We start from the raw sequence: 22,354 nt of genomic DNA on the forward strand, positions 1-22,354 counted from the left end.
CCTATTAATCACTATCTGCCCGAATGCAGCCAGATTCAGTATTCAAACCAGAGAAAAGGCCGTTCAACAAGCTCTCCGCTTGGTTCGAATTCGCATTGATCTGTTCTTCTTTTAGTGCGAGCATGAAATTCAACGAAAATGGGACGGTATTCTCTACGCAAGCCGTTCCATACTCCTCGATGGTAGCGGCCTCGCCCACTAAGCTTGCTCTTAGCCACCGTTTGTTATAAACAGACCAGTCTAATTTCGTGTTTTTGGGCACTCTGCATTGAGATTTTGGCTTAATGGTCGACAAAATATTTGTATTCACGGGTAAGCCTGATTGATAAGATTGGTCGCCTTTTTGAAACGTGACGGAAAGTGTTTCCGGTGTTATCAAATCACCTTGACCGGTAATAGCTGGGACTAGTTTGTTGGCGTCAATGAAATTAACCATGTAGTTAACCACAGGGCCAACGGCCAATTGTCCAGAAGTGAGTATCTCGCCCTCATCTTTTACGCCGTCTAGGTTCGCTGACCAAAAACAGCTGCAACCAATAGTTACTTGAATTGAATCCGCAAGAGATCCGTCGCTGGTTTCGGCCGTTATGGTTGTTGTACCATTTTTATTCCTTGCGTCGAATAAGCCTGATTTGCTTATAAACCCCAATGGCTCGCTTGTCCAAATTACCTCAAATGGCCTGCCAACCTCATCGAGCATAAGAAATTGAGTTGCCGTACTCGTGTCTACACAAATTGGAGTAGGAGTGATTTTTGCGCGTTCTACTCTTGCAGTTGCCTGTTCATTTGGATTAGAAATGCGCTTAACTTTGATCTCTCCTGGAAACAGTTTTTTGTTACTCGGTGATTGAATATCCACGACCCAAGATATTGTCGCTGTGCCGTTATTTTCCGTGAACAGTGGCTCTGAAAAATCGATGACTTTGAAGCCCGAGCTTGACATGAAGTCAACGTCTATATCATCGCCTTTTGAGCCTTCTAAAACGTATTCTACGGTGATAGCAAATTGATCGCCTGGTAAAATGGTCTGTGTTTCGGGAGTCACCCAAATACTGTCGGGGTCAACCTGAATGAGTTGTGTATTGGAAATGTGATTTTTCCCCCATAGGCCAGGCTTTACCTCATAGGTGAGGATCGTGTTTCCGCTTCTAATGGCGTCGTAGTAAAGTAGGCGAGGTTTTGTTTCGCTAAAAGAAAACATCAAGTGTTCATTAGTATCAAGCCTTGTTTGATAGAAACCAGGCTCAAGAATATTAATCGGTGCTAGATCGAACTTAGGTATCTTAAACGCGCTTAACGGCCCATCGAATTTTGCGTCGCCAAGGTGAGTCGATAATATTTGCTTACCCACAGTTTCGACCGCTGACACTGCATTACTTGCCGATTCTTTCTGATTTTTAGTTATCCTTTGGCTCAGTGTGGCAAAGCGGGAGGAAAGCCCTGGTCCGACCCGCTTAAGAGCTATAGATGAAGCTTGATTGGCGGCTTTGCCCGCCATTTTAACGGCTTTGCCTCCCAACGCTCCGTATGGGAAGAAGTTATTAACTAAATCGGCCATCAATTGGGCCATGTTCAAACCTTTAGCGGAGGTTTTTACCAAAATTTTGTTAATTGTCGCTCTGCGCGGAGCTTGTGTGCTGGAGAGTTTCCAAGGCCCGTTATAAGTGTTTATGGACTCGAATTTGTTGGGATATAGCCCATCAACGAGCTTATCACTGAACGCTTGCATGAATAGAAAATGAGCCGCCATCGTATATCCGACCGACACTGATTTTCCGACAGGTGTTTTCGTCGTACTCGCTAACAGGCTACCCAGTCCTAGCACTGTTCCAGCGGTGTCTCGCAAAGTCGACGTTTTAAACGAAGTGATTCTGTTTTTCCCACTTGTTTTTATACTGCTATTGGCGATAGAAGCGCTTAACTGTTTTCGCATTTGTAGAGACAATTCTTCAGCGGTTTTGGGTTCAATCCAGTTTGTTTCTGGTGGCCTTGTTATCTCGCCTGCGATACTGTTGTGATAAAGAGGATTTATCGAAGTTTGCGATGCGAGAATGATATTGCTATTCCTGTTAGAAGCTGATTTCGTCTGGCTAAATTTTTTTATAATCTCCTGATTTAGTGTATCTTTTTTTTCTAAGTATGAGATTACGTTTGTCGATTCTATGAAAGAATTCATGACTTGCAGTGCTAGAGAAGCATCCTCAGAAGAGTTGGCTTGTACAAAGAGGTCTCGGATAAACGGCACTACGTAAATAGCCGAAGAAGCATAGGTGAGTACGGGATTTAGTTGCGTTGATGACGGGGCTATTGCGGCGTTGATTCGGTCCTCCTCACTAAAGCCCATGTCTGTTGCAATTGCGGCATAATTTTCGCCCACAAGTCCGATTAGATGCGAAAAGTTGTTGCCGGTTTTTGTAAGAGCTCCGTGAGTTAGTCCAGTAATTTCACAAGCCGTCTCACCATTAGTTAACCACAAACTCAATATGGGTTTTTCTTCCCATGGTCTAAATAGCGTTGGGGGAACTACAAACTCAAAATTTGTGTTACCGTTTGCAAATGCTGGTACCAGAGCCGATGCTTCACCAAAGTCAAAAAAAGCCCATAATAAGTTGCCTGGAATGGTTGCATCGTAACCTGTATCGGCTACCTCAACCCAGGAACCAGGCTTAAGTGTTTTCATGGGATGTAGTACCCCACACGCTTCAATGCGAGCGGAACACACACATACAATCAGCAGTGTTATGACAAAACGAGTGGTAAATCTGAATGCATTCATAATTAAACAAGGGTGTTTTCAGTAACAAGAGACGCTACGTGTATCAGCACTCTTCCGAAAAATAACCAGAGGTATCCGGTATATCAATCGTGTCGATGGTTTATAAAGTTTATTTACTAAGTATCTATTGAGCGGGCGGGGCGCACGTAAACTTATTCGTATTAGGTGTACGCATTTTTTCAACAATATTTAGCCAGCTTTCAAGTGTGAGACCCTTAATTTGTTCAACTGCCCATAGTATTAGTTCATCTTCAGTCAAGTGATGATAGGGGTCTCTGAGCCTGTTTAATGATGAGCACGCATCCTCTGCAGTGGTTGACGACATTAACAGGGTTTTGACTGTGAAGAAGCTACCAGGAGCGCGCCAACGATTCGCGAATCCTGAGCCTGATGTATGACATGCTGCGCATACTTCTTCATCATGCGCTACGTCGGTTGCAGTTGTGATTCGGCCTTGGTCGATATGCGTTTGCCAGGTAGCATTCTTTGTTGTCATCTCATGGCAATTTATACATTTTTGATGCCGTGCCAACGGCATAAATTCATTTCTAAACGCTTGGTATGCGACTAACGATTGTGGGATAAAGCCAGAACGAACCAAGCGCACATTGCCGTAGGATGATTGATTGATCGCTTTAAGAGAGCCGTTTGTAAAATCAACAGCTTTTATAAAGTAATCATCATCTATCGTTGACGACCAGTAGTCTAACTCGTAAAACTGGGGGTCAGCACGATGTCCAGCTGGAAAAACTGACAGATTAATTGCTGGGTGATAGCACCGATGTTCAACCAACGAATACAGCTCTTTGTATGTGGGTAAACGCCAATCGTCGTAATTAGCTGTACTCGAACTTTGTGCCGCAAACAAGGCTTCATCCCATTCATAATTAGTCGCACTACCTGTGGAGCAAGCACTGCCTGATTGACCCTCGCTACATTGCTTCCACATTAGGCCTGTCTTTTTATCGGACACGGTGCCGTCTCCATGCACGATAAATTGGTTTGTGGGAGTACTCGCCGCGATCTCAGTTTCGCTATGACAAATTTGCCCATGATGAGCCATCACCAGTCCATTCCATAACCATAAAGTCAAAAATACGTTTATTTGTCTATATCTCATTTCGCCATATCCTGATAACTACAAAATGCTTGTGATTTCTTGTCTTTTTAGAAAAATAGCTCATCGCGTACTTCGAACTAAGCGCACATGAGCATTATCATCACGTGAACGACTATCCACATACCCTGTGAATCCTGCACACCATGCGTCTTCTAAGCCTTCACTTCTAAAATCTGAAGCAAAAGCTGAAGCCGTCCAGTAACAGGTTCCAGGGAACATGCCTCGATCACTTGACGGTGTGTTTGGAAAAAAAGTCAAATCAAATACGGGAGGTACAATTCCATAGTTATTTCCATACTCACGATAGATCATGATGCTGACAAGCTCTCCCGCTGACGGTACGCGCCAATCACTAAAACCACATAAAGCGTCACTATTGCTTTCATCTACTAGGGCATCCCAATCATCGTAGTAGGTACCGTAACCATTGCTTAGGGCCGTTTTTCCACCCCACCGGTAGGTATTATCTTTGTCGTGAATACCGCCATCATCGTTCTTAGTTTCCCAGATCAATCCAGTAACATTATCCCGTATGCATGACCATCGGGTGGCGCTCGTTGGAAGAGGGGCGCCCTTCGCGTCGAGTTTAGTGAAGCTAAAGCCAGCTAAACCGTCGCTGTCATCATTGTGAGTCACATCACGGCCGTGACTGCAATCCTGCTGGCTAAGTGTTGGACCAACAGAGCAATCGGCGAAAATTCCATGAGGGTGCAATCCGGCTTTGGTTAGGCCAGTGTCATTCCGTTTAATTTCAGGAATAATCAAAATTTCATCCGAAGGAGCACTTTCTGAGTTGGTGAATTGCGCTACGAGTACAAAGTAGTAGATTTTGTAGTTTGATAAGTCGCTTAGAACAAAGCTCGTACCGACGATATTCTGTATTCGTTCTGCATTTGCATAGTTGGTATAGTTGGCTGTATCAGCTACTGGTGAACCAAAACTTTCCATCGAGTAATAGAGTTGATAACTGATTGCTTCATCAACCGGGTCCCAACTTAGACTCACCTCGCCGGCTCCGGCGTGGCCTATTAGAGCAGGAGTGCCATTCGACTCTGTCGCCGGAATTGTCTCATCGTCTAGCAAGAAGTTAATAATCGGAGCGAGTGACGCGTTCCGTTTTCTTACCTCGTCGCTTTGCTGAGAAGTCGCGCTTTGGCTGTGAAATATGAGACTAAAGAAAACCAAAATCTTAACTAGGTGGCGCTTGACCCGGATAAAATCGACTTGAGTGTCACGGCAGAGCCTCTTTAGCTTAGACTGACTGACCGAATGCCGATTGAAACATTGGTTTAAGTACTCATTTTTCATAAGGTTTAGACTAGCGATGTCAGAAGATAAATACTCGGTGAGGCATACGCGAGTTCGAGGGCTGAGTGGGTTGAGTGGGTTGAGTGGGTTGAGTGGGTTGAGTGGGTTGACGGCTGGGCTCGATCGGGCTATCAGAGTATTGATCCGCGTTCTTTTGCCAAAAGTCATATGCGTCGCATTGGCTGTATATCTTTTCCTCACAAGCTTGGATAGGTGAGATACGTTATCGCCGTTTACTTTAAGAGCACCGGAAATCAACGCAGTAAGTTGGAAACCAGCTAGCGACAAACTCCGTATATGAAGACTTAAAATATTCATGATCTACAACTGCCTGACTAAAACCGAAAAAGAGACGCTATCTTTTCCAATTCACTCTTGGTTGGAGCAACCACACCATCACGGCTGTCTTGGGTTTTAGTTAATGTTAATGTATATCGACGCTCTTCTTTTTCGCGCCACGTATACGAAATAGATTTAGTAAATTTGTTCTCTAACGGGATTGAAAAAGCGCCATTCTCATGGTCCCCAAGGATTCCGGCTTTAACGTCTACGCTTTTTCCGAAGGCGATACGCCCATTGTCTATTTCGTACTGAATACTGTTTTCGAAATAGTTTGGGTTGGTGATTTTAGAATTACGCTCTTGCTTTTTTAGGTGGATGAGAAATGCTGCGCCAGATGAATCCTTTAACCCCCACTCACAGGATGTGCGTGAACCATCTTTCGATTCTCGGCGAGAGACTTCCTTTATAGTCGATCGACCTATACCAAAATGATTGGACGTCATCGCGATGTCAATCATGTCGCATGCGTTGGTGTCTTCATTAGTGGAATGTGAGCTGCAGGAAAAAAGACTCAGAATCACGACGATTGGCCAAGTAAGTTTTGTGAAATTTGACATAGTTCGAAAGATATCCAATATGTTATGGCTAAAATGATTTGTAACTCTTTCTTGAGTCAATCAGTTTTCATCGACCTTGATCTGTACAAGTTATGTTCTAATAATTAGAGTAAATATTGTTAGTGTTTCTGCGAAAAACGTTTTCACAACGCTATCGTGTTAAAGCTAAAAATGTGGCTTATATAGTTTTAATAACGAAAAAAGCTTCGGTGATAGGACATTTTTTTGAATTTCGCCGGCTTTATGGTCTGTTCTAGGGTGCTGCTTGTTTTAGATGAATTAAAATTTGACTAGAGAGTTCTCTTTACTCTGGCGTCGGTACTAATAAACAGCGTTGATCGTTAGATCTAAATTCAATGACGATCACTTTATATGAACATTTAGGCTTTGCCATCCTAAATAAAATTAGGGTTCAGGGTTTTTTGATGAAGTAGGAGTCAGTTACGAGTAAAGCGTCTGTGAGATTAGTGGCCTCTTCTTGAAATCAAAGAAGTATTACTGCGATGCTGAGATAGACTAAGTTTAGTTGTACTAAATTAATTGCTGCTTTATTTGACGTCTAATTAACTTTTGCCCATGGCCGTGTGGGCAATATTCCATCAGTAGGCATTAAGGGTACAAGCGACGTCGAAGTATTTAATGTTAATATTGGTACTGCTGCTGCGTTATTGTTCTTTTGAATAGAGTTTTCACGAAGCTATCGTGTTAAATTCGGAAATAGTATTTATGTAGAGTTAATAATAAAAAGCGTTGGTATTAGGATGACTTTTTTAAGCTGTATTGGCCCCATTGTCTTGGTCTACAAATTTATGTATTTAGTTCACTAATCTAGCATGTCAAATAATTTAGAAGTTGATGTGTTAGTAACTGAACATTACGAAACCCTCAAAAACCTTGCGCGAAAGAAGCGCCGCCGTCGGAGTAGTAGTCAAACTATGTTGACGACTGATATCTTGCACGAGAGTTGGCTTAAATTGAGGTCGTCCGCACGCTGGTCTGATGAGAATCATTTTTTTAGTTCTGTTGCGCAGGCAATGAGACATGTACTTATCGATCATGCGCGAAGGAGGCTAGCTGGAAAGCGCGCGCATGATGGAGAGTGCTCAGTTGATGAATTATCTGATTATTTGCCGGAATTTAGGGAACAGCCAGAACAACTTGTTGCTATAGCCGAGATGATGGAAGGTTTACGAAATATAAATGGACGCTATTCTAACATTTTGGATCTTCGTTATTTTGGCGGTTTTACTGAGCAAGAGACCGCCGATATTCTTGGGAAAAGCTCTCGGACAATTCGACGTGATTGGGTCTTTATCAAAGCGTGGTTAGCAAGTGCATTGCTTAATCAATCTGAGGAATAAAGAGCGGACAGCCAGTGAGATGAAGCAACTCCTTACGGCTTGAATAAACGCATTTTTCGTTGCCTAATACGTAGTCGTTTCCGTCACGTGAGAAAGATACATACGTTGGGATTATGTTTTTGGTTCTGAGAAACCGGAGGTTTTCGTAATACCATGACTCTGTCTCTTTCTTTGTCACATTACGTGTATATTGATAACCTTTTGCGCCAAGCACGGTCCACCCACTTGGATATCCCGGTTTTGGGTAAAAATCCAAGCCCGCAACATAGCCATCTGATTCTGTCGCTGCCTTTAAACGTTGAATGAGTTCTTTGCTTGTGTCTGGTGATGCTTCGAAGCCGCCATTGTACGCTATTACGAATGCGGCTCGCGCATCCCAGCGGTCAGGGTCAAAAGCCACCGCCGTTATTTGTTTGTTTTCCATCATAAGCCTATTGATTGTGCTGTAATAATGAATCGGCAATTCCCCTTTCACATTGCTAGTGTGCTTGTTTGCATCCGTCACCAACGCGATGCCTTCGCAATCGGGAGTGAAGCTTAACGCGCTTATAGGCACGCCATCTTGACTATATTGGCCAGCGAGTTTCGCAATGCCTTGCTGGCGCTCGGTCAGGGCGCCTCTTACTATTAACTCGTTGTTAAAGACTTGAATGCTGTCTTGACCGCATCCTAATGCAGTAATTTCAGACGGTTTAATTGATGTCAGGCTTGCTCTAGTAAACCAGTATTGATTTTCCAACTCCAAATTTTTTGTTTCTTTATAAAAACTAAAGCTGAAGATTGCTCCAATTGATACCATTATAAAGCTTCCGATTAAGGCCGTATTACGTTTGAAAGCTTTGGATAAGCGGTAGCTCCATTTTTGTTTTAGTGCGACCACAGGTTGACTTGAAAGTAGCCGTTCAATTTCACGTATTAGCTCGCGAACACTTCTGTACCGTAAGCTTGCATCGACGAATGTGCATTTGTCTACAATAGCGTCGATTTCTATGTCTATTGCAGCCTTTTTGGGAGCGTTGTCGGGATCGTCGTCATTATAAATTAGAGCTTTCAGTAATCGCCCTAGGGAAAAAACATCAGCCTCTACACCAAGGCTCTCGCCATTAATTTGTTCTGGCGCAGCGTACTTTTTAGTACATGGGGCGCTTGATTTATAAGTTGCGCTATCGATAAAGCCGGATATCCCGAAGTCAACCAGTTTAACCAATCCATCATTACTTACTAAAACATTCGATGGCTTTATGTCTTGGTGCAGAATACCGCGTTGATGTGCGTGTTCAACAGCCAAGCATAACTGACCAAATATATCAATTTTCCCCCTACGGTCTAATTGCATATCGCTACAATAGCGAACAATATCTTTCCCATCGATCAGCTCGGTCACAAAATACCTTAGGCCCGCGTCATCCGTGCCACCATCGATTAACCGGCCGATATTAGGATGTTCAAGCTTTGCTAATATTCTGCATTCATCTTGAAATCGTTGGAGCAGGTCGGGCTGACTTGTTCGCGATACTTTTAATGCAGCTGATTGCTCAAAGTCGGCACCAGTGCGTTCAACTTTATATACTTCACCCATGCCTCCTCGCCCTAATAGTTCGATAACTTTCCAGCGGCCGACCTTGCTATTTATGGAGAGCAGTGTTTCTGATAGATCGAGTTCGTAAGAGGTCGCCAAAAAGTCAGAATTAATCTCTGCCTTTCGCAACATATTCAAGATAAATAGGAACTCTGATTGGTTAGACGTAAAACGACGAATATAGTCTTCTCTGAGATGCGCCTTCATATTTAGTGCAGAATGAAAAATTGCTTCGATGCTTTTTTGAGAATTACGCATATGCTGCATGCCAAGACGGTCGTGAAAAGTTTTGAATATTAAGGGTTGCCCAGACGACAGCTCTAAGAAAGTACGAATTTAACAGCATACTGTGCATTTATTTGCTTGCCACGAGCTGAGTACAATCGTCGCGTCGTCCGCGATTAGATATATCTTGTTATCATGTGTAAGGCGACCAGTGCCGATGAACAAACAGAGACTTTCTCTAATTCCATCATAGCTATGTTCACCCTTTCAATTTTAAATGTAACTTTCTTTCGAGCCTATTTATATCTGCAGGTTTGTTGAAAAAAACTGAATAAACTACCCCTAGAGCCCTGCGGCTATCATTCTTTTTTCACAAAATCGTGCAATGGCATAAATATAGTTAGTGGCACCACACAATTTATTTTGAGAGGCTCGAAAGCTCCAGCAGCTTTAATGGTGGAATTTTAAAGTAAGATACTAGCGTATTAAAAAAGGGAATAGGGAATAGGGAATAGGGAATAGGGAATAGGGAATAGGGAATAGGGAATAGGGAATAGGGAATAGGGAATAGGGAATAGGGAATAGGGAATAGGGAATAGGGAATAGGGAATAGGGAATAGGGGCTGTAAAAACAAAAAAAGCCTCGCAGTGTGCGAGGCTTTAGCGTTATTAAGGTTAACTTATGAGTAAAACCGTAATAATGGCGGAGAGGGTGGGATTTGAACCCACGAAGGGCTATTAACCCTTGCTGGTTTTCAAGACCAGTGCATTCAGCCGCTCTGCCACCTCTCCTAATTCTTTTGGTTGCTGGCGCTGCCAAACAGGACGCGAATATTAACCGAAGGTTTTTGAGATGACAATGCCTTTTTAAAAATATTTTTGCCAAAAAACGTGATCGTATTCCAATAAATCGCTTTTACTATTAATTCCGGCTTAGCTAAAATAAAGCCTTGCAAACTGACTTCCCTTTTACTATATTACGCGTCCACTTGATGTTGCGGGGTGGAGCAGTCTGGCAGCTCGTCGGGCTCATAACCCGAAGGTCGTAGGTTCAAATCCTGCCCCCGCTACCAAGTGATTAGTTGTTTCCCATTTTAGGTCAACTGCTCGATTTTTAATGTGTGGCTAATATAGATGCGGTGTTACGTCAGTTGTATGGCTGGCGCGCTGTAACCAAGCTTGTTTGAGGTCTCATTAATTTGAGGTGTTAAGCTCACTGGAGACCCCGCCTTTAGCGGGGTTTCGTGTTTTTTACTGCGACTAAATTGAATCTTACTATGAAAGTCTAATTGCTTTTTAACGCTGATGATGTCAAGAACTGGCAGCATTGGTAGCAATGATAGAAGAATGCTTTATTCATTGCTGTAGATAAAATTCAGTGGCCGATCGACCCTTGGTCGTATCGATAGGTAGGTGAGCGATGCTCGCCTTTTTTTGTGCAAATTTGTGTTCTTTGCATCTGATGGCTTGGTAAATTTGAAAATATATTTAGAGAATTAGAAATGGCATTAACAGTCCCACACATTGAAGATCTATTGTTACCAGGCGCTGAAGCACTGGGTTACGAGATCGTGTCAGTTGAGCTCAGTGGTGGAGATACTTCGATAGTGCGCGTCTACATTGATTCTGAATCGGGAGTTAATGTTTCCGATTGTGCGAAAGCAAGTCGTCAGTTTAGTGCGATTTTGGATGTCGAAGACCCAATTTCTAATCGCTATACCTTAGAGGTTTCTTCTCCGGGTATGGATCGACCTCTTGCCAAGCCCGTGCACTTTAAAGCGGTCGTTGGGCAGGATGTTAAGATTAAAATGACTACGTTAGTTAATGGTCGTCGCCGGTTCTCTGGTGAATTGATCGAGGCTAATGATGAATTTGTTGTTGTTGAGGTGGATGGCGAACAGTCTGAACTGCCTTACGATGAGATGGACCGGGCACGATTAGTGCCGGTATACGACTTTAATAGTTAAAAACTTCAATTAAGAGAGCTACGAACATGGCAAGCGAAATATTGATGATGGCCGAAGTTTTGTCGACTGAAAAAGCAGTTGATAAAGCGATTATTTTTGAGGCAATCGAAGCTGCGTTGGCAACTGCAACACGCAAGCGTCATCGCGAGGATATTGAGGTGCATTGCACAATCAACCAAAAAGATGGGTCTTATATCCCATTTCGAGTTTGGGAAGTTATCGAAGATGACGCTGAGTTGGAGTTCCCGACGAAGCAAATTTGTTTGAGTGCAGCGAAAGAACACGACGCCGAGATAGAGATTGGTGGTTTTGTTAAAGAAGAGCTAGAGGCCGTTCCATTTGGCCGAATAGCAGCCCAGGCGGCAAAGCAAGTTATCATGCAAAAAGTGCGTGAGGCTGAGCGTAATAAAATCAAAGAAGAGTTTGAGCCACGCGTCGGCGAAATGTTGTCTGGCGTCGTTAAGCGCCAGGAAAGAGGAGATACTATTGTAGACCTTGGTGGTCTAGAAGCCGTACTCCCACGAAACAGAACAATTCAACGCGAAGCATTGCGTCCAGGTGACCGGGTTCGAGCAATATTGAGTGAAGTGAAGCAAAACAATCGTGGCCCTCAATTGGTGCTTGATAGGGTTGCTTCCGGGTTGGTTTTATCTTTGTTTCGGGCCGAAGTTCCAGAAGCCAGCGAAAACATCATTGAGATTGTGAGCGCGGCTCGTGATCCAGGGATGCGAGCAAAGATTGCGGTAAAGTCTAATGACAGTAAGGTGGATCCTGTTGGTGCCTGTGTAGGGATCAGAGGGTCACGAGTTCAAAGCGTTTCCAATGAGATTAATGGCGAGCGTGTTGACATCATCAAATGGTCGGAAGATCCAGCGCAATTCGTGATTAATGCGTTGGCGCCGGCCGAAGTTGAATCAATAATGGTTGATGAAGACAAAGGGTCAATGGACGTAATCGTTGATGAAAACCAACTTTCGCTGTCAATTGGTCGCGGTGGTCAAAACGTTCGCCTAGCGAGTGAATTGACTGGGTGGGAAATCAACATCATGACCTACGAGCAAGCCAATCAAAAGCTCGAAGAAGAGTCTTCTGGTGTGCGAGAGATGTTCATGGAAAAATTGGACATCGACAGTGACGTTGCCACTATCTTGATCCAAGAGGGTTTTTCCAGCTTGGAAGAAGTGGCCTACGTGCCACGTGACGAGATGGCTGAAATAGAAGAGTTCGATGAATCTTTAGTGGATGAGCTTCGACAGCGGGCCGATGATGCGTTAGTTACGATGGCGATTCAAAAAGAAGAGCTGTTAAAGGGTGCCGATCCTGCCGATGATTTGTTGTCTATGGAAAGTATGGATGACACGACTGCTAAATACATGGCAATCAATGGCATTAAAACGATGGAAGACCTGGCCGAAGCGGCAACCGACGAATTGTTGGAAATTGAGGGTCTTAACATCTCCGAAGAACGCGCACAAGAATTGATTATGATTGCGCGCCGCCCATGGTTTGAAGAAATGGGCATTGATGCGGAGGAAGCTGAGGCATAAGCCAAAAGCTCTAAAGATAACCAACTAGGTTATACCGCCACTCGCTAAACACACAAAACAGAACATTATTATGTCAACTATTACGATTAAAGCCTTTGCCCAACAGATTGGTATTGAACCTGAGCGCTTAGTTAAGCAGCTTAACGATGCAGGTGTGAAGGGTAAAACCGTGGAAGATTCGTTGCGCGATGACGAGAAGCGGACGCTTCTCGATTTCTTGAGAAGCAGTTCGGCGACTGAAGCGGCGCCAGCGGCGTCTAACGGTCGTGGGAAGATTACTCTAAAGAAGAAAACCACATCTGAAATTCAGCAAACAACCAAGACTGGTATTGCTCGAACGGTTCAGGTGCAAACCAAAAAACGCAGAACATTTGTTAAGCGTGAGGTTTTAGAGCAGCAAGAAGCGGAGCGCCAGCAAGCTGAGCAAGATCAGGCGGTTGAAGTCGCTTCGCAAGCTGATGATGATGTTTTGGCTGCTGAACAAGAAAAGTTAGCTCTAGAGCAGCAACAAGCGGCCGAACGAGCTGAAGCTGAAGCGCAGGCTGCTAGAGAAGCTGAAGAAGCGGCGAAGGCGGCTGAAGAGGCTGCTAGATTAGAAGCACAGGCTAAGGCCGAGGAAGCCGCTGCGAAAGCGGCCGAAGAAGCTAAGAAGCAAGAAGCATCTAAGAGTTCAGCTTCTGTTACTAAGGCAGCCGCTCCGTCCGCGTCTAAAGAAAAGCCAGCTGAAGAAAAGACGCCAGAGCCGCCGCGCCGTCCACGTCGCGAAGTCGCAATGCCATCAATCATTCGTAAGGCCAGTGAGCGCAAGCGTACTTCTCCAATTATTAAACAGGCTGAGCCTAAACCGGCGGCACCGGCCGCACCTGCAGCGGCACCTAAAGCTGGAAAGGGTAAGCGCAAGCCGTTTACTGGGCGAGAAGAGTTGCACGTTTCGAAGAAGGGCAAGCGTCGTAAGGATAAGCGTCGACCTAATAACATTACGACAAGCACATCGGATCAACACGCGTTTGAAAAACCGGTTGCTCCAGTGGTGCGTGATGTGCAAATCGGTGAAACCATCAGTGTGGCCGATCTGGCTGCGCAAATGTCGGTTAAAGCGGCTGAAGTTGTTAAAGAGCTTTTTAAGATGGGGACCATGGTGACCATCAACCATACTCTGGACCAAGACACAGCGATGTTGGTCGTAGAGGAGATGGGGCATACGGCGGTTGAAGCCAAGCAAGATGACCCTGAAGCATTCATTGCAAAAAATCAAGACGTCGAAGAAGACCAATCTTCATGGGAGTCGCGTTGTCCAGTGGTTACTGTCATGGGGCACGTCGATCATGGTAAAACGTCGTTGCTAGACTATATTCGTAAGGCTAAAGTCACTGATGGTGAGGCTGGTGGCATAACCCAGCACATTGGCGCCTATCAAGTACAAACCAGTAACGGTGAGATCACGTTCTTAGATACACCCGGGCACGAAGCGTTCAGTGCAATGCGTGCACGTGGCGCACAGGCGACTGATTTGATAATTTTGGTTGTGGCTGCTGATGATGGTGTTAAACCCCAAACGATTGAAGCAATCAAACACGCAAAGAATGCGGGCGTGAATATGGTTGTCGCCATCAATAAGATGGATAAAGATTCCGCTGACCCAGATCGTGTTAAGCAAGAATTAGCAACGCAAGAAGTTATCCCAGAAGATTGGGGTGGCGACATAATGATGGTTCCGGTTTCTGCGCACACTGGAGACGGAGTCGAGGAGCTGTTGGAATCGGTCGCGATGCAATCTGAAATTCTTGAGTTGAAAGCTCGCCCGACGGGTAACGCATCTGGACGCGTGGTTGAAGCTCGATTGGACAAGGGTCGAGGCGCCGTCTGTACCGTTCTTGTGCAGCATGGTGAATTGAAATACGGCGATATTGTTCTGATTGGTCGAGAGACTGGTCGCGTTCGCGCGATGGTGAACGATCAGGGCGATACTATTAAGGTGGCAGGCCCATCAACTCCTGTGGAAATTCAAGGCATGAGTGGTGTGCCAGCGGCCGGAGACGAAGTTCTTGTTGTCGACGATGAGCGTAAGGCTCGTGAAGCCGCTGAGTTCCGTCAGCATAAAGAGCGTGATTCGCGCTTGGCTCGTCAACAGGCTGCTAAGTTGGAGAACATGTTTTCTCAAATGGGCGAAGGAGAGGTTAAAACCGTTACTGTTCTCATTAAGGGTGATGTGCAAGGTTCAATTGAGGCGCTGAGTGAGTCTTTAGTAAAGCTATCTACACCGGAAGTAAAAGTGAGCGTGGTTCATGGCATGGTTGGCGCGATTAATGAGTCCGACATAAACCTTGCGATGGCTTCTTCAGCGGTGGTAATAGGCTTTAATGTCCGAGCCGATGCTCAGGCCAGAAAGCTTGCTGAGCAAGAAGATGTTCAAATCCGTTATTACAGCATCATTTATGAAGTCATCGATGATGTTAAAGCGGCGATGGAAGGTATGCTTGAGCCAGAGATAAGAGAAGATTTTATCGGATACGTCGAGGTTAGAGAGGTATTTAAGGCTCCTAAAATCGGCACCATAGCTGGTTGTTACGTCACCGAAGGTGTCGTGCGTAAGAAAGCGTTTGTTCGCGTGTTACGCGAGAGTGTGGTGATTTTCGAGGGAACTATCGACTCTCTGAGACGCTTTAAGGACGACGTTACTGAGGTTAAGAACGGCACTGAATGTGGTATTGGCGTAACAAACTACAACGATATCAAGGTTGGTGATCAGTTAGAAATCTTTGAGAAGGTAGAGGTTAAGGTTACTCTTTAAGGAGTAACCTTAATTTGACAAAATATAATGCCTAGAGAATTTGCAAGAAGTGACAGGGTTGCTCAGACGATTAATCGTCAGTTGGCCATGATCCTGCGTACCAAAGTGAAAGATGAGCGGGTTCGTTCTTTAACTATCACAGAGGTGGAAGTGACTAAAGATCTTCGTCAAGCGAAGATCTTTCTGACCAGCATGTCTGACGAAAATTTGGACATAGATGCTACGATGATCGCGGTTGATAACGCCAGTGGGTTTATTCGAGGTAAATTGGCGTCTGTAATCGAGATGCGACACTGCCCGAATTTAATTTTTGTTTATGATAACTCTATCTCTGAAGGTGCGAAAATGTCAGCGCTGATCGATAAAGCTCTTAATAAGCAATAATCCGTCAGCTCGCGCAGCCATTTCAAATAGAGGTTAATCCGCCTAAGTTGAACGGCTGGATTATTGAATTTTTGCGTCGGGAATGCCTAGTCAATACTTGAACGGGTAGACCCGCTTTTCGTATCTCCTATCGTCTATATTTTCTTTTCCACAAAGATGGCTCAATATAAGAATAAAAAGAACCAGATACACGGTGTCTTGCTGCTTGATAAGCCGTTAGGGCTTAGCTCTAACGCGGCTCTTCAAAAGGTTAAGTGGCTTTATCAGGCTAAGAAAGCGGGTCATACTGGAGCGTTAGATCCATTAGCTACTGGTTTGTTGCCTATTTGTTTCGGTCAAGCAACCAAGGTAAGCGAATACCTTTTAGGCTCAAGTAAAAAGTACACAACGACGATTAAGCTCGGCGAAGTCACTGATACGCGCGATGCCGAAGGGGTTGTTATTGATAAAATCGCAGTCGATGTTTCCGATGCTCAAATCGAGGAAGTATTATCGCAATTTAGGGGGCAGATAAAGCAAGTTCCTCCGATGTACAGTGCTTTAAAGAAAGACGGTCAGCCTCTGTACAAGTTAGCGCGCAAAGGAAAGGAAATTGAACTGCCGGCACGAGATATGACTGTCTATAGTCTTGCTGCTGAGCGTACCTCTGATGTGTTGTTAAAGCTCGAAGTCCATTGCTCTAGCGGTTTTTATATTCGTTCGCTTGGCCACGATATTGGTCAAGCTCTTGGTTGTGGAGCCCACGTTGTAGAGCTTAGGCGTACTGACATAAAGTCTATCTCGGTAAGGCAGTCTCATTCAATTGAAGCCTTAACTGACCTCGAAAATGACCAGCAAGCATTGACTGATTTGCTTTTGCCGATTGATGTGTTGATTTCAGATATGCCGCAATTACAGGTGTCAGACAAGCAGATAAAAAGCCTGTTGTGCGGAAAGCCAACGCAATCTGACGGATTAGTTACAAGCGGGTTAACGCGTTTTTATCGCCCCAACGGTGGTTTATTTGCACTCGGTGAAGTTAGGCAGAACAGCCAAATTAAAACACAGAAGATATTTGTGGATATCGACTGAAGACTGAATGTCTATTTGGAGGGAAGAAAAGGGACAAAATCTATGATTTTTAACTAAATGTGCGTGCTTTTCGACGCTAAACCTTTAGAATACACGCCTTGTTATGCCATCGTGCTAACAAGCTAATCGCCCATATCCACCCTTCAGGGTATGTGGTTTGTTTAACTATTTTGTTTTAATGAAGAGGAAACTATCATGGCATTAGATGCTACCGCTAAAGCTGCAATTGTTGCAGAATACCAAGTTCAAGAAGGCGATACTGGTTCTCCAGAAGTTCAAATCGCATTGATGACAGCTCGAATTAAAGACTTGTCACCACACTTCAAAGAGCACATCCACGATCATCACTCACGTCAAGGTTTGCTGCGTTTGGTAAACAGTCGACGTAAATTGCTGGACTATTTGAAAGGCAAAGATGTCGAAAGATATCGCTCTCTTATTAAGCGTCTAGGCTTACGTAAGTAGAAAGAATAAGCAAAGGCCTTATCTTAATGATAAGGCCTTTGTGATTTAAAGATCTAAAGACAGAATTTTAAGTTCGGTTGAAGCGACTTCCAAAACGGCTTCTTTAAGTAAAAATAGAAAGTTTGGCCTCAGTAGAAATGACAAAGAGGTCGTTAGTTGGATGCTTGTTCGCAATAGGGCGGTTGAGCAGATATAAATATAGGTAAAAAAGTATGTCAAAGGTAATGAAAACCTTTCAATTCGGCGAGTACGAATTCAAATTAGAAACAGGCGAAATTGCTCGTCAGGCTGATTCAGCCATCATCGCCAGCTGTGGCGATACACAAATAATGGTCACCGTAGTAAACAAAATGTCCGGTGAACCTAGAGACTTCATGCCTCTAACAATTGACGTTGAAGAGAGAACTTATGCCGCGGGTAAGATACCTGGTGGCTTCTTCCGTCGTGAAGGTCGTCCTTCTGAAAAAGCCATTTTGACGTGTCGCTTGATCGACCGTCCGCTTCGCCCGTTATTCCCTAAAGGGTTCGGGTACGATGTGCAGGTTGTAATTACAATCATGTCTATCGATCCAAACATCGACACTGAAATTGTGTCATTGGTTGGTGCCTCTGCGGCGCTTGCTACCTCTGGTATTCCTTTCAATGGCCCAGTAGGCGCTGCTCGTGTCGCTTACGTTAATGGTGACTATTTGTTGAACCCGACCATGGAACAATTGGAAGTGTCTGATTTAGACCTTGTGGTTGCGGGAACTCAAGACGCCGTTCTGATGGTTGAATCAGAAGCGAACATATTGTCAGAGGACGTTATGTTAGGTGCCGTGATGTACGGTCATAAGGAGTCGCAAAAAGCCATTGATGCCATTCAAGAGCTTGCCGCCGAAGTTAATAAGCCAATGAAAGAGTGGACTCCACCGGTGGAAGACACTTCTGTAACCGCAAAGGTTGCTGAAATTGCCAAAGCTGGATTGGAAGATGCGTTCTCCACCGCTAGCAAGGTAGAGCGAGTTGCTAAAATTTCATCGGCACATAGCGATGTTCTCGGTGCATTGGTGAATGAAGAGTCTTCAGTCGCCGATATTGATGCGGTCAATTCTGCATTTAAAGGCTTGGAAAAGGATATTGTACGGGGTCGTATCATCGCTGGTTCTCCTCGTATTGATGGAAGAGATACCACCACAGTTCGTCCTATTAACGTTCGCACTGGTATTTGGGCACGTACTCACGGGTCTGCCTTGTTTACACGTGGTGAAACACAGGCTGCCGTGGTGGCGACGTTAGGAACTGAGCGTGACGCGCAACGTATTGACGCCCTAGAAGGCGATATTACTGATCGTTTTATGCTGCATTACAACTTCCCCCCTTATTCAGTAGGTGAAGTTGGGCGTGTTGGTTCACCTAAGCGTCGCGAAATCGGTCATGGCCGTTTAGCTCGTCGTGGCGTAGCCGCGGTTTTGCCGACAGCTGAAGAGTTTCCATACGTGATTCGTGTCGTATCAGAAATCACCGAGTCAAATGGATCTAGTTCCATGGCGTCAGTTTGTGGTTCATCGTTAGCGATGATGGATGCGGGCGTGCCAATTAAGGCACCTGTAGCGGGTATCGCTATGGGCCTGATTAAAGAAGGTGACAACTTTGCGGTCCTAACCGACATTCTAGGTGACGAAGATCACTTAGGCGATATGGACTTTAAAGTAGCTGGGACACCAGAAGGTATAACAGCACTGCAAATGGATATTAAAATCGACGGCATTACCGAAGAAATTATGACCCAAGCGTTAGCTCAAGCCAAAGACGCACGCGTTCATATCTTAGATGAAATGGCGAAGGTTTTGGATAAGCCACGAGAAGAGATGTCTGATCATGCTCCTCGTATTATCACGTTCAAAATCAACCCTGATAAGATACGTGATGTTATTGGTAAGGGCGGAGCCGTTATTCGGGCTCTGTGTGAAGAAACTGGTGCAACGATTGATCTTGAAGATGATGGTACGGTTAACGTGGCATCGGTGGATGGCGCCCAAGGTGCTGAAGCTCGTCGTCGTATTGAAGAAATTACAGCTGACATTGAAGTTGATCGTATCTACACAGGTAAAGTGGTCAAAATCATGGAGTTCGGTGCGTTTGTAAATGTCTTGCCGGGCAAAGATGGTTTGGTGCATATTTCTCAAATTTCACAAGAACGAGTTGAGAATGTATCTGATCACCTGTCTGAAGGAGATGAGGTAACGGTAAAGGTCTTGGAAGTAGACAAGCAAGGCCGAGTTCGTTTATCTATGAAAGCGGTTGATTCACAGTAGGTAAATACTTTCGACATCAGCCTCAGTGGTTGATGTCGACGTTAGAAGGCTCGCCAAGGCGAGCCTTTTTTATTGAATTTGAATTACTAATACATTGATATGAATACTCTACAAGCCTTGTCGAGGAGCGGTATTACAAGTTTGAGGACCGCTATGATGGTTCTTTCCCTCACGTTGGGGAATGTCGAGCCAACCTGGGCGATAGACCAGGGTGAGCAAGCTGAGCAACGAGATCAAAAAACATCACTAATTGATCGACTCCTTGAACTGAATGGGGTCCGTTATGTCAATGAGGAAATGGCTAATCAGTACACCGAAAATCTGAGAACACGTTTGCTTAGATCTGGTGTGGAGGTGGATGATACGTTTTACCGTATCGTTCAAAGCGAAACCAGTCGAGTGATCTACGAAACGTACGTAAGCACGGACGATTTCGAGCGTATTTATCATGGGCTATATGGTCATGCTTTTTCCGTTGAAGAGCTCTCAGAACTTGTCGCTTTTTACCAGTCTCCTCTTGGTCAAAAGCTGGTTTCAACGTCTGGGCAGATTGCCCAACAGGGCTATATTCAAAGCACCGAGTTTGCCAATGGGCTTCTCCCGTCTATTCAGGCCGCACTTGAGATTTCGTTAGCTGGAGCAGGGTTTGACTTGAAGAACATTGCCCAGCAGGCAGGAAGCCAAACTACGAGCCCAGCTCCAACAGTTGATCAGGTAGCAGGCATGGTTAAAGACCAGTGTCCAAGCGGTGATAAAAGAGATTCTGTCGAGAATAGTATCAATTCAGCAAAGCCGGTTTATCGAGGGCAACCTGATTATCCTTACTTGGCTCGTTTACTAGGGTTAACAGGCTGGGTCGAAGTAGGTTTTAACGTCACTAAAGACGGAGGAACTGACGATATTCATGTGACTGGCTCCAATCCTGATGTCGTGTTTAATGAATCCGCCATTAAGTCTGTGCAGGATTACATCTATTGCCCTTCAAGGAACGGCAGCGAAAATCAAAAAATTCGCATTCGTTTTGAAATGAGTGAGTGATGTTCATATCTGTTATTCATCGTTACAATTTGGTCTTTTTAGGGACTCTCGATAACTTCATGCAAGGTACTAATCTATGAAAACAATACAAGATATTCAAGCAATGCTAGAAGTGTTTGTGAATGAACGCGAATGGCAACCGTACCAGTCTCCTAAAAATCTAGCCATGGCATTGACAGGGGAGGTGGGAGAGTTAGTGGAGCATTTTCAATGGATCTCTCAAAGCGAGTCTCAAGCGCTCAGCGAAGAAGCTCTCTTGGAAGTTAAAGATGAGATGGCCGACGTATTTATCTATTTGATTCGTATGGCCGATAAGTTAGGCATCGACCTAATTGAGGCGGCTGAAGTGAAAATTGAGAAAAATGCCGTTAAATATCCAATTGAGAAGTCTAAAGGCAATCAACTTAAGTACTCAAAACTAACATAGTGCTCGCAATCGCGATGTGCTGAATCGAATTAGCGGGACGATTAGGTTAATAAGCCGTTAATCTGTTTTGAGCTGGCAAGCGAAGTGTTACCATTGCGTCGCGCAAACCATTAAACTGAATAAGATTGTTTTCGAATATCACACAATTCACTGACCGGCCTAATATGAATGCACGGACTGCAGGGTTTACCTTGATTGAGGTTATGGTCGGGGTTGCTATCTTTGCTGTTCTGTCTGCGATGGTGGTTTCCTCTATACAGAGTAATGGCGATCGAAATGCTAAATTGGAAGCCCAACGATTTATTGCTGTGATGAATGAGGTTAGAGATGAGGCCGTGTTATCCGGTAAGACCTTCATAATGGAAATGAACGACAAAGGGGCAGAGTATGGCTTTACCGTGCTTGGCGGCCAAGACCAGACGGTGCCTGACTCTTTGATCAGAACTCGCAAGTTACATAAGAGCGTTAAACTTAAATGGGAAGTCTTTGAAGCGTTTAATGACGAAGAAAGCGAATTGGATGATGACGATCCAGAGGGCGAAAATCAGCCCCGTGTTTACGTAACGGCATTAGGGGAGTTAACTCCTTTTATGGCTAGATTTGGTGGTGAGGACGAAGATTTCATCGTTGAACTCAATGATGACGGCGTCTTAGCCATGGATGTAAAAGCATCAAACTTTTTTTGATGTGTCGGTTTACCTGAATAACACCATGGGAAAACATAGCAGGCAAAGCGGTTTTACTTTGATCGAGGTGATGGTGGCTTTGGTGTTTGTTGCTCTCGGTATTTCAACGGTCATACAAGTTACCACGAGCTACGTCGGCAATATTACCGAACTGGAAAAGCGGGCTTTAGCTTCTTGGGTGGCGAGCAATCATATTGCCGAAATTAGATTTGAGTCGGAAACTGAGCGGGTACGAACTGGTAATAAAAGTAAACGTTATAAGATGGGTGGCTATCAATGGAGATCAAAAGCCAAAATTGCTAAGACAGAAGTTGAGCGAGTATTTTTACTGGAAGTGGAGGTCTGGAACGATCGCGGCAATGATAAAACCCCTTATGCTTCTTATACGACGGCCGTAACTGAGAATTTCTAGT

17 protein-coding genes and 2 tRNA genes are annotated in these 22,354 nt (G+C 44.6%); 13 read left to right on the top strand and 6 right to left on the bottom strand.

The features are described 5' to 3' along the window. Window positions 1-4 precede the first annotated feature (4 nt). The 4 genes from ABWW54_RS13285 to ABWW54_RS13300 all read right to left on the bottom strand — a co-directional run bounded on the left by ABWW54_RS13285 (window position 5) and on the right by ABWW54_RS13300 (window position 6,103). Entirely contained in the window at window positions 5-2,680 is a 2,676-nt protein-coding gene (locus tag ABWW54_RS13285) for a hypothetical protein (protein ID WP_353412828.1), read from the bottom strand. A 220-nt stretch (window positions 2,681-2,900) separates the two neighbouring features. Then, complete coding sequence (locus tag ABWW54_RS13290) at window positions 2,901-3,896, bottom strand: Lcl C-terminal domain-containing protein (RefSeq protein ID WP_353412829.1); 996 nt, start codon at window positions 3,894-3,896, stop codon at window positions 2,901-2,903. A 60-nt stretch (window positions 3,897-3,956) separates the two neighbouring features. Beyond that, window positions 3,957-5,522: an Lcl C-terminal domain-containing protein gene (locus ABWW54_RS13295; protein WP_353412830.1), complete on the bottom strand. Its 1,566-nt coding sequence runs from the start codon at window positions 5,520-5,522 to the stop codon at window positions 3,957-3,959. Between the two features lie 17 nt (window positions 5,523-5,539). Then, complete coding sequence (locus ABWW54_RS13300; protein WP_353412831.1) at window positions 5,540-6,103, bottom strand: hypothetical protein; 564 nt, start codon at window positions 6,101-6,103, stop codon at window positions 5,540-5,542. Window positions 6,104-6,936: 833 nt separating this feature from the next. Between ABWW54_RS13300 and ABWW54_RS13305 the strand changes: the two genes are divergently transcribed. Further along, window positions 6,937-7,464 (top strand): ECF-type sigma factor, encoded by a 528-nt coding sequence (locus tag ABWW54_RS13305; protein WP_353412832.1) that lies wholly within the window; start codon window positions 6,937-6,939, stop codon window positions 7,462-7,464. Here the strand turns inward: ABWW54_RS13305 and ABWW54_RS13310 are convergent. After that, the gene (locus ABWW54_RS13310) at window positions 7,445-9,301 is read right to left on the bottom strand and encodes a serine/threonine protein kinase (protein ID WP_353412833.1); all 1,857 of its coding nucleotides are present in this window, start codon (window positions 9,299-9,301) and stop codon (window positions 7,445-7,447) included. The genes ABWW54_RS13305 and ABWW54_RS13310 overlap by 20 nt on opposite strands. A gap of 668 nt (window positions 9,302-9,969) precedes the next feature. After that, a tRNA-Ser gene (locus ABWW54_RS13315) sits at window positions 9,970-10,060 on the bottom strand. 204 nt (window positions 10,061-10,264) lie between these two features. On the opposite strand from ABWW54_RS13315, the gene ABWW54_RS13320 reads away from it, so the two are divergent. The 12 genes from ABWW54_RS13320 to gspI all read left to right on the top strand — a co-directional run bounded on the left by ABWW54_RS13320 (window position 10,265) and on the right by gspI (window position 22,353). Beyond that, window positions 10,265-10,341, top strand: a tRNA-Met gene (locus tag ABWW54_RS13320). Window positions 10,342-10,770: 429 nt separating this feature from the next. Continuing rightward, window positions 10,771-11,235, top strand: coding sequence for a ribosome maturation factor RimP (gene rimP, locus ABWW54_RS13325; RefSeq protein WP_353412834.1), 465 nt, complete (start codon window positions 10,771-10,773; stop codon window positions 11,233-11,235). 26 nt (window positions 11,236-11,261) lie between these two features. Next, complete coding sequence (gene nusA, locus ABWW54_RS13330; protein ID WP_353412836.1) at window positions 11,262-12,782, top strand: transcription termination factor NusA; 1,521 nt, start codon at window positions 11,262-11,264, stop codon at window positions 12,780-12,782. Between the two features lie 70 nt (window positions 12,783-12,852). Then, the gene (gene infB / locus ABWW54_RS13335; RefSeq protein ID WP_353412837.1) at window positions 12,853-15,573 is read left to right on the top strand and encodes a translation initiation factor IF-2; all 2,721 of its coding nucleotides are present in this window, start codon (window positions 12,853-12,855) and stop codon (window positions 15,571-15,573) included. Between the two features lie 27 nt (window positions 15,574-15,600). Beyond that, window positions 15,601-15,957 carry a 30S ribosome-binding factor RbfA gene (gene rbfA / locus ABWW54_RS13340; RefSeq protein ID WP_353412838.1) on the top strand — a complete coding sequence of 119 codons (357 nt, stop codon included), beginning with the start codon at window positions 15,601-15,603 and terminating at the stop codon, window positions 15,955-15,957. A gap of 156 nt (window positions 15,958-16,113) precedes the next feature. Continuing rightward, window positions 16,114-17,028 (top strand): tRNA pseudouridine(55) synthase TruB, encoded by a 915-nt coding sequence (truB, locus tag ABWW54_RS13345; RefSeq protein WP_353412839.1) that lies wholly within the window; start codon window positions 16,114-16,116, stop codon window positions 17,026-17,028. Between the two features lie 195 nt (window positions 17,029-17,223). Further along, window positions 17,224-17,493 (top strand): 30S ribosomal protein S15, encoded by a 270-nt coding sequence (gene rpsO / locus ABWW54_RS13350; RefSeq protein WP_353412840.1) that lies wholly within the window; start codon window positions 17,224-17,226, stop codon window positions 17,491-17,493. Window positions 17,494-17,717: 224 nt separating this feature from the next. Continuing rightward, on the top strand, window positions 17,718-19,790 hold the full coding sequence (gene pnp, locus ABWW54_RS13355; protein WP_353412841.1) for a polyribonucleotide nucleotidyltransferase: 2,073 nt from the start codon (window positions 17,718-17,720) through the stop codon (window positions 19,788-19,790). 153 nt (window positions 19,791-19,943) lie between these two features. Then, complete coding sequence (locus ABWW54_RS13360; protein ID WP_353412842.1) at window positions 19,944-20,828, top strand: TonB family protein; 885 nt, start codon at window positions 19,944-19,946, stop codon at window positions 20,826-20,828. A 76-nt stretch (window positions 20,829-20,904) separates the two neighbouring features. Continuing rightward, complete coding sequence (locus tag ABWW54_RS13365) at window positions 20,905-21,255, top strand: nucleotide pyrophosphohydrolase (RefSeq protein WP_353412843.1); 351 nt, start codon at window positions 20,905-20,907, stop codon at window positions 21,253-21,255. 164 nt (window positions 21,256-21,419) lie between these two features. Further along, on the top strand, window positions 21,420-21,941 hold the full coding sequence (gene gspH / locus ABWW54_RS13370; RefSeq protein WP_353412844.1) for a type II secretion system minor pseudopilin GspH: 522 nt from the start codon (window positions 21,420-21,422) through the stop codon (window positions 21,939-21,941). A 25-nt stretch (window positions 21,942-21,966) separates the two neighbouring features. Then, window positions 21,967-22,353 carry a type II secretion system minor pseudopilin GspI gene (gene gspI / locus ABWW54_RS13375; RefSeq protein ID WP_353412845.1) on the top strand — a complete coding sequence of 129 codons (387 nt, stop codon included), beginning with the start codon at window positions 21,967-21,969 and terminating at the stop codon, window positions 22,351-22,353. Window position 22,354: the final 1 nt, after the last annotated feature.

The sequence above is a fragment of the Arenicella sp. 4NH20-0111 genome, assembly GCF_040366405.1.
Lineage (GTDB): Bacteria > Pseudomonadota > Gammaproteobacteria > Arenicellales > Arenicellaceae > Arenicella.

Excerpts from the sequence above, each read along its gene's own strand:
- ABWW54_RS13295 (WP_353412830.1), bottom strand. The coding sequence starts at position 5,522 with ATGAATATTTTAAGTCTTCATATACGGAGTTTGTCGCTAGCTGGTTTC.
- pnp (WP_353412841.1), top strand. The coding sequence starts at position 17,718 with ATGAAAACCTTTCAATTCGGCGAGTACGAATTCAAATTAGAAACAGGC.
- infB (WP_353412837.1), top strand. The coding sequence starts at position 12,853 with ATGTCAACTATTACGATTAAAGCCTTTGCCCAACAGATTGGTATTGAA.
- gspI (WP_353412845.1), top strand. The coding sequence starts at position 21,967 with ATGGGAAAACATAGCAGGCAAAGCGGTTTTACTTTGATCGAGGTGATG.
- ABWW54_RS13365 (WP_353412843.1), top strand. The coding sequence starts at position 20,905 with ATGAAAACAATACAAGATATTCAAGCAATGCTAGAAGTGTTTGTGAAT.
- ABWW54_RS13310 (WP_353412833.1), bottom strand. The coding sequence starts at position 9,301 with ATGCGTAATTCTCAAAAAAGCATCGAAGCAATTTTTCATTCTGCACTA.
- ABWW54_RS13300 (WP_353412831.1), bottom strand. The coding sequence starts at position 6,103 with ATGTCAAATTTCACAAAACTTACTTGGCCAATCGTCGTGATTCTGAGT.
- truB (WP_353412839.1), top strand. The coding sequence starts at position 16,114 with ATGGCTCAATATAAGAATAAAAAGAACCAGATACACGGTGTCTTGCTG.
- rpsO (WP_353412840.1), top strand. The coding sequence starts at position 17,224 with ATGGCATTAGATGCTACCGCTAAAGCTGCAATTGTTGCAGAATACCAA.
- ABWW54_RS13305 (WP_353412832.1), top strand. The coding sequence starts at position 6,937 with ATGTCAAATAATTTAGAAGTTGATGTGTTAGTAACTGAACATTACGAA.
- ABWW54_RS13360 (WP_353412842.1), top strand. The coding sequence starts at position 19,944 with ATGATGGTTCTTTCCCTCACGTTGGGGAATGTCGAGCCAACCTGGGCG.
- nusA (WP_353412836.1), top strand. The coding sequence starts at position 11,262 with ATGGCAAGCGAAATATTGATGATGGCCGAAGTTTTGTCGACTGAAAAA.
- ABWW54_RS13290 (WP_353412829.1), bottom strand. The coding sequence starts at position 3,896 with ATGAGATATAGACAAATAAACGTATTTTTGACTTTATGGTTATGGAAT.
- rbfA (WP_353412838.1), top strand. The coding sequence starts at position 15,601 with ATGCCTAGAGAATTTGCAAGAAGTGACAGGGTTGCTCAGACGATTAAT.
- rimP (WP_353412834.1), top strand. The coding sequence starts at position 10,771 with ATGGCATTAACAGTCCCACACATTGAAGATCTATTGTTACCAGGCGCT.
- gspH (WP_353412844.1), top strand. The coding sequence starts at position 21,420 with ATGAATGCACGGACTGCAGGGTTTACCTTGATTGAGGTTATGGTCGGG.
- ABWW54_RS13285 (WP_353412828.1), bottom strand. The coding sequence starts at position 2,680 with ATGAAAACACTTAAGCCTGGTTCCTGGGTTGAGGTAGCCGATACAGGT.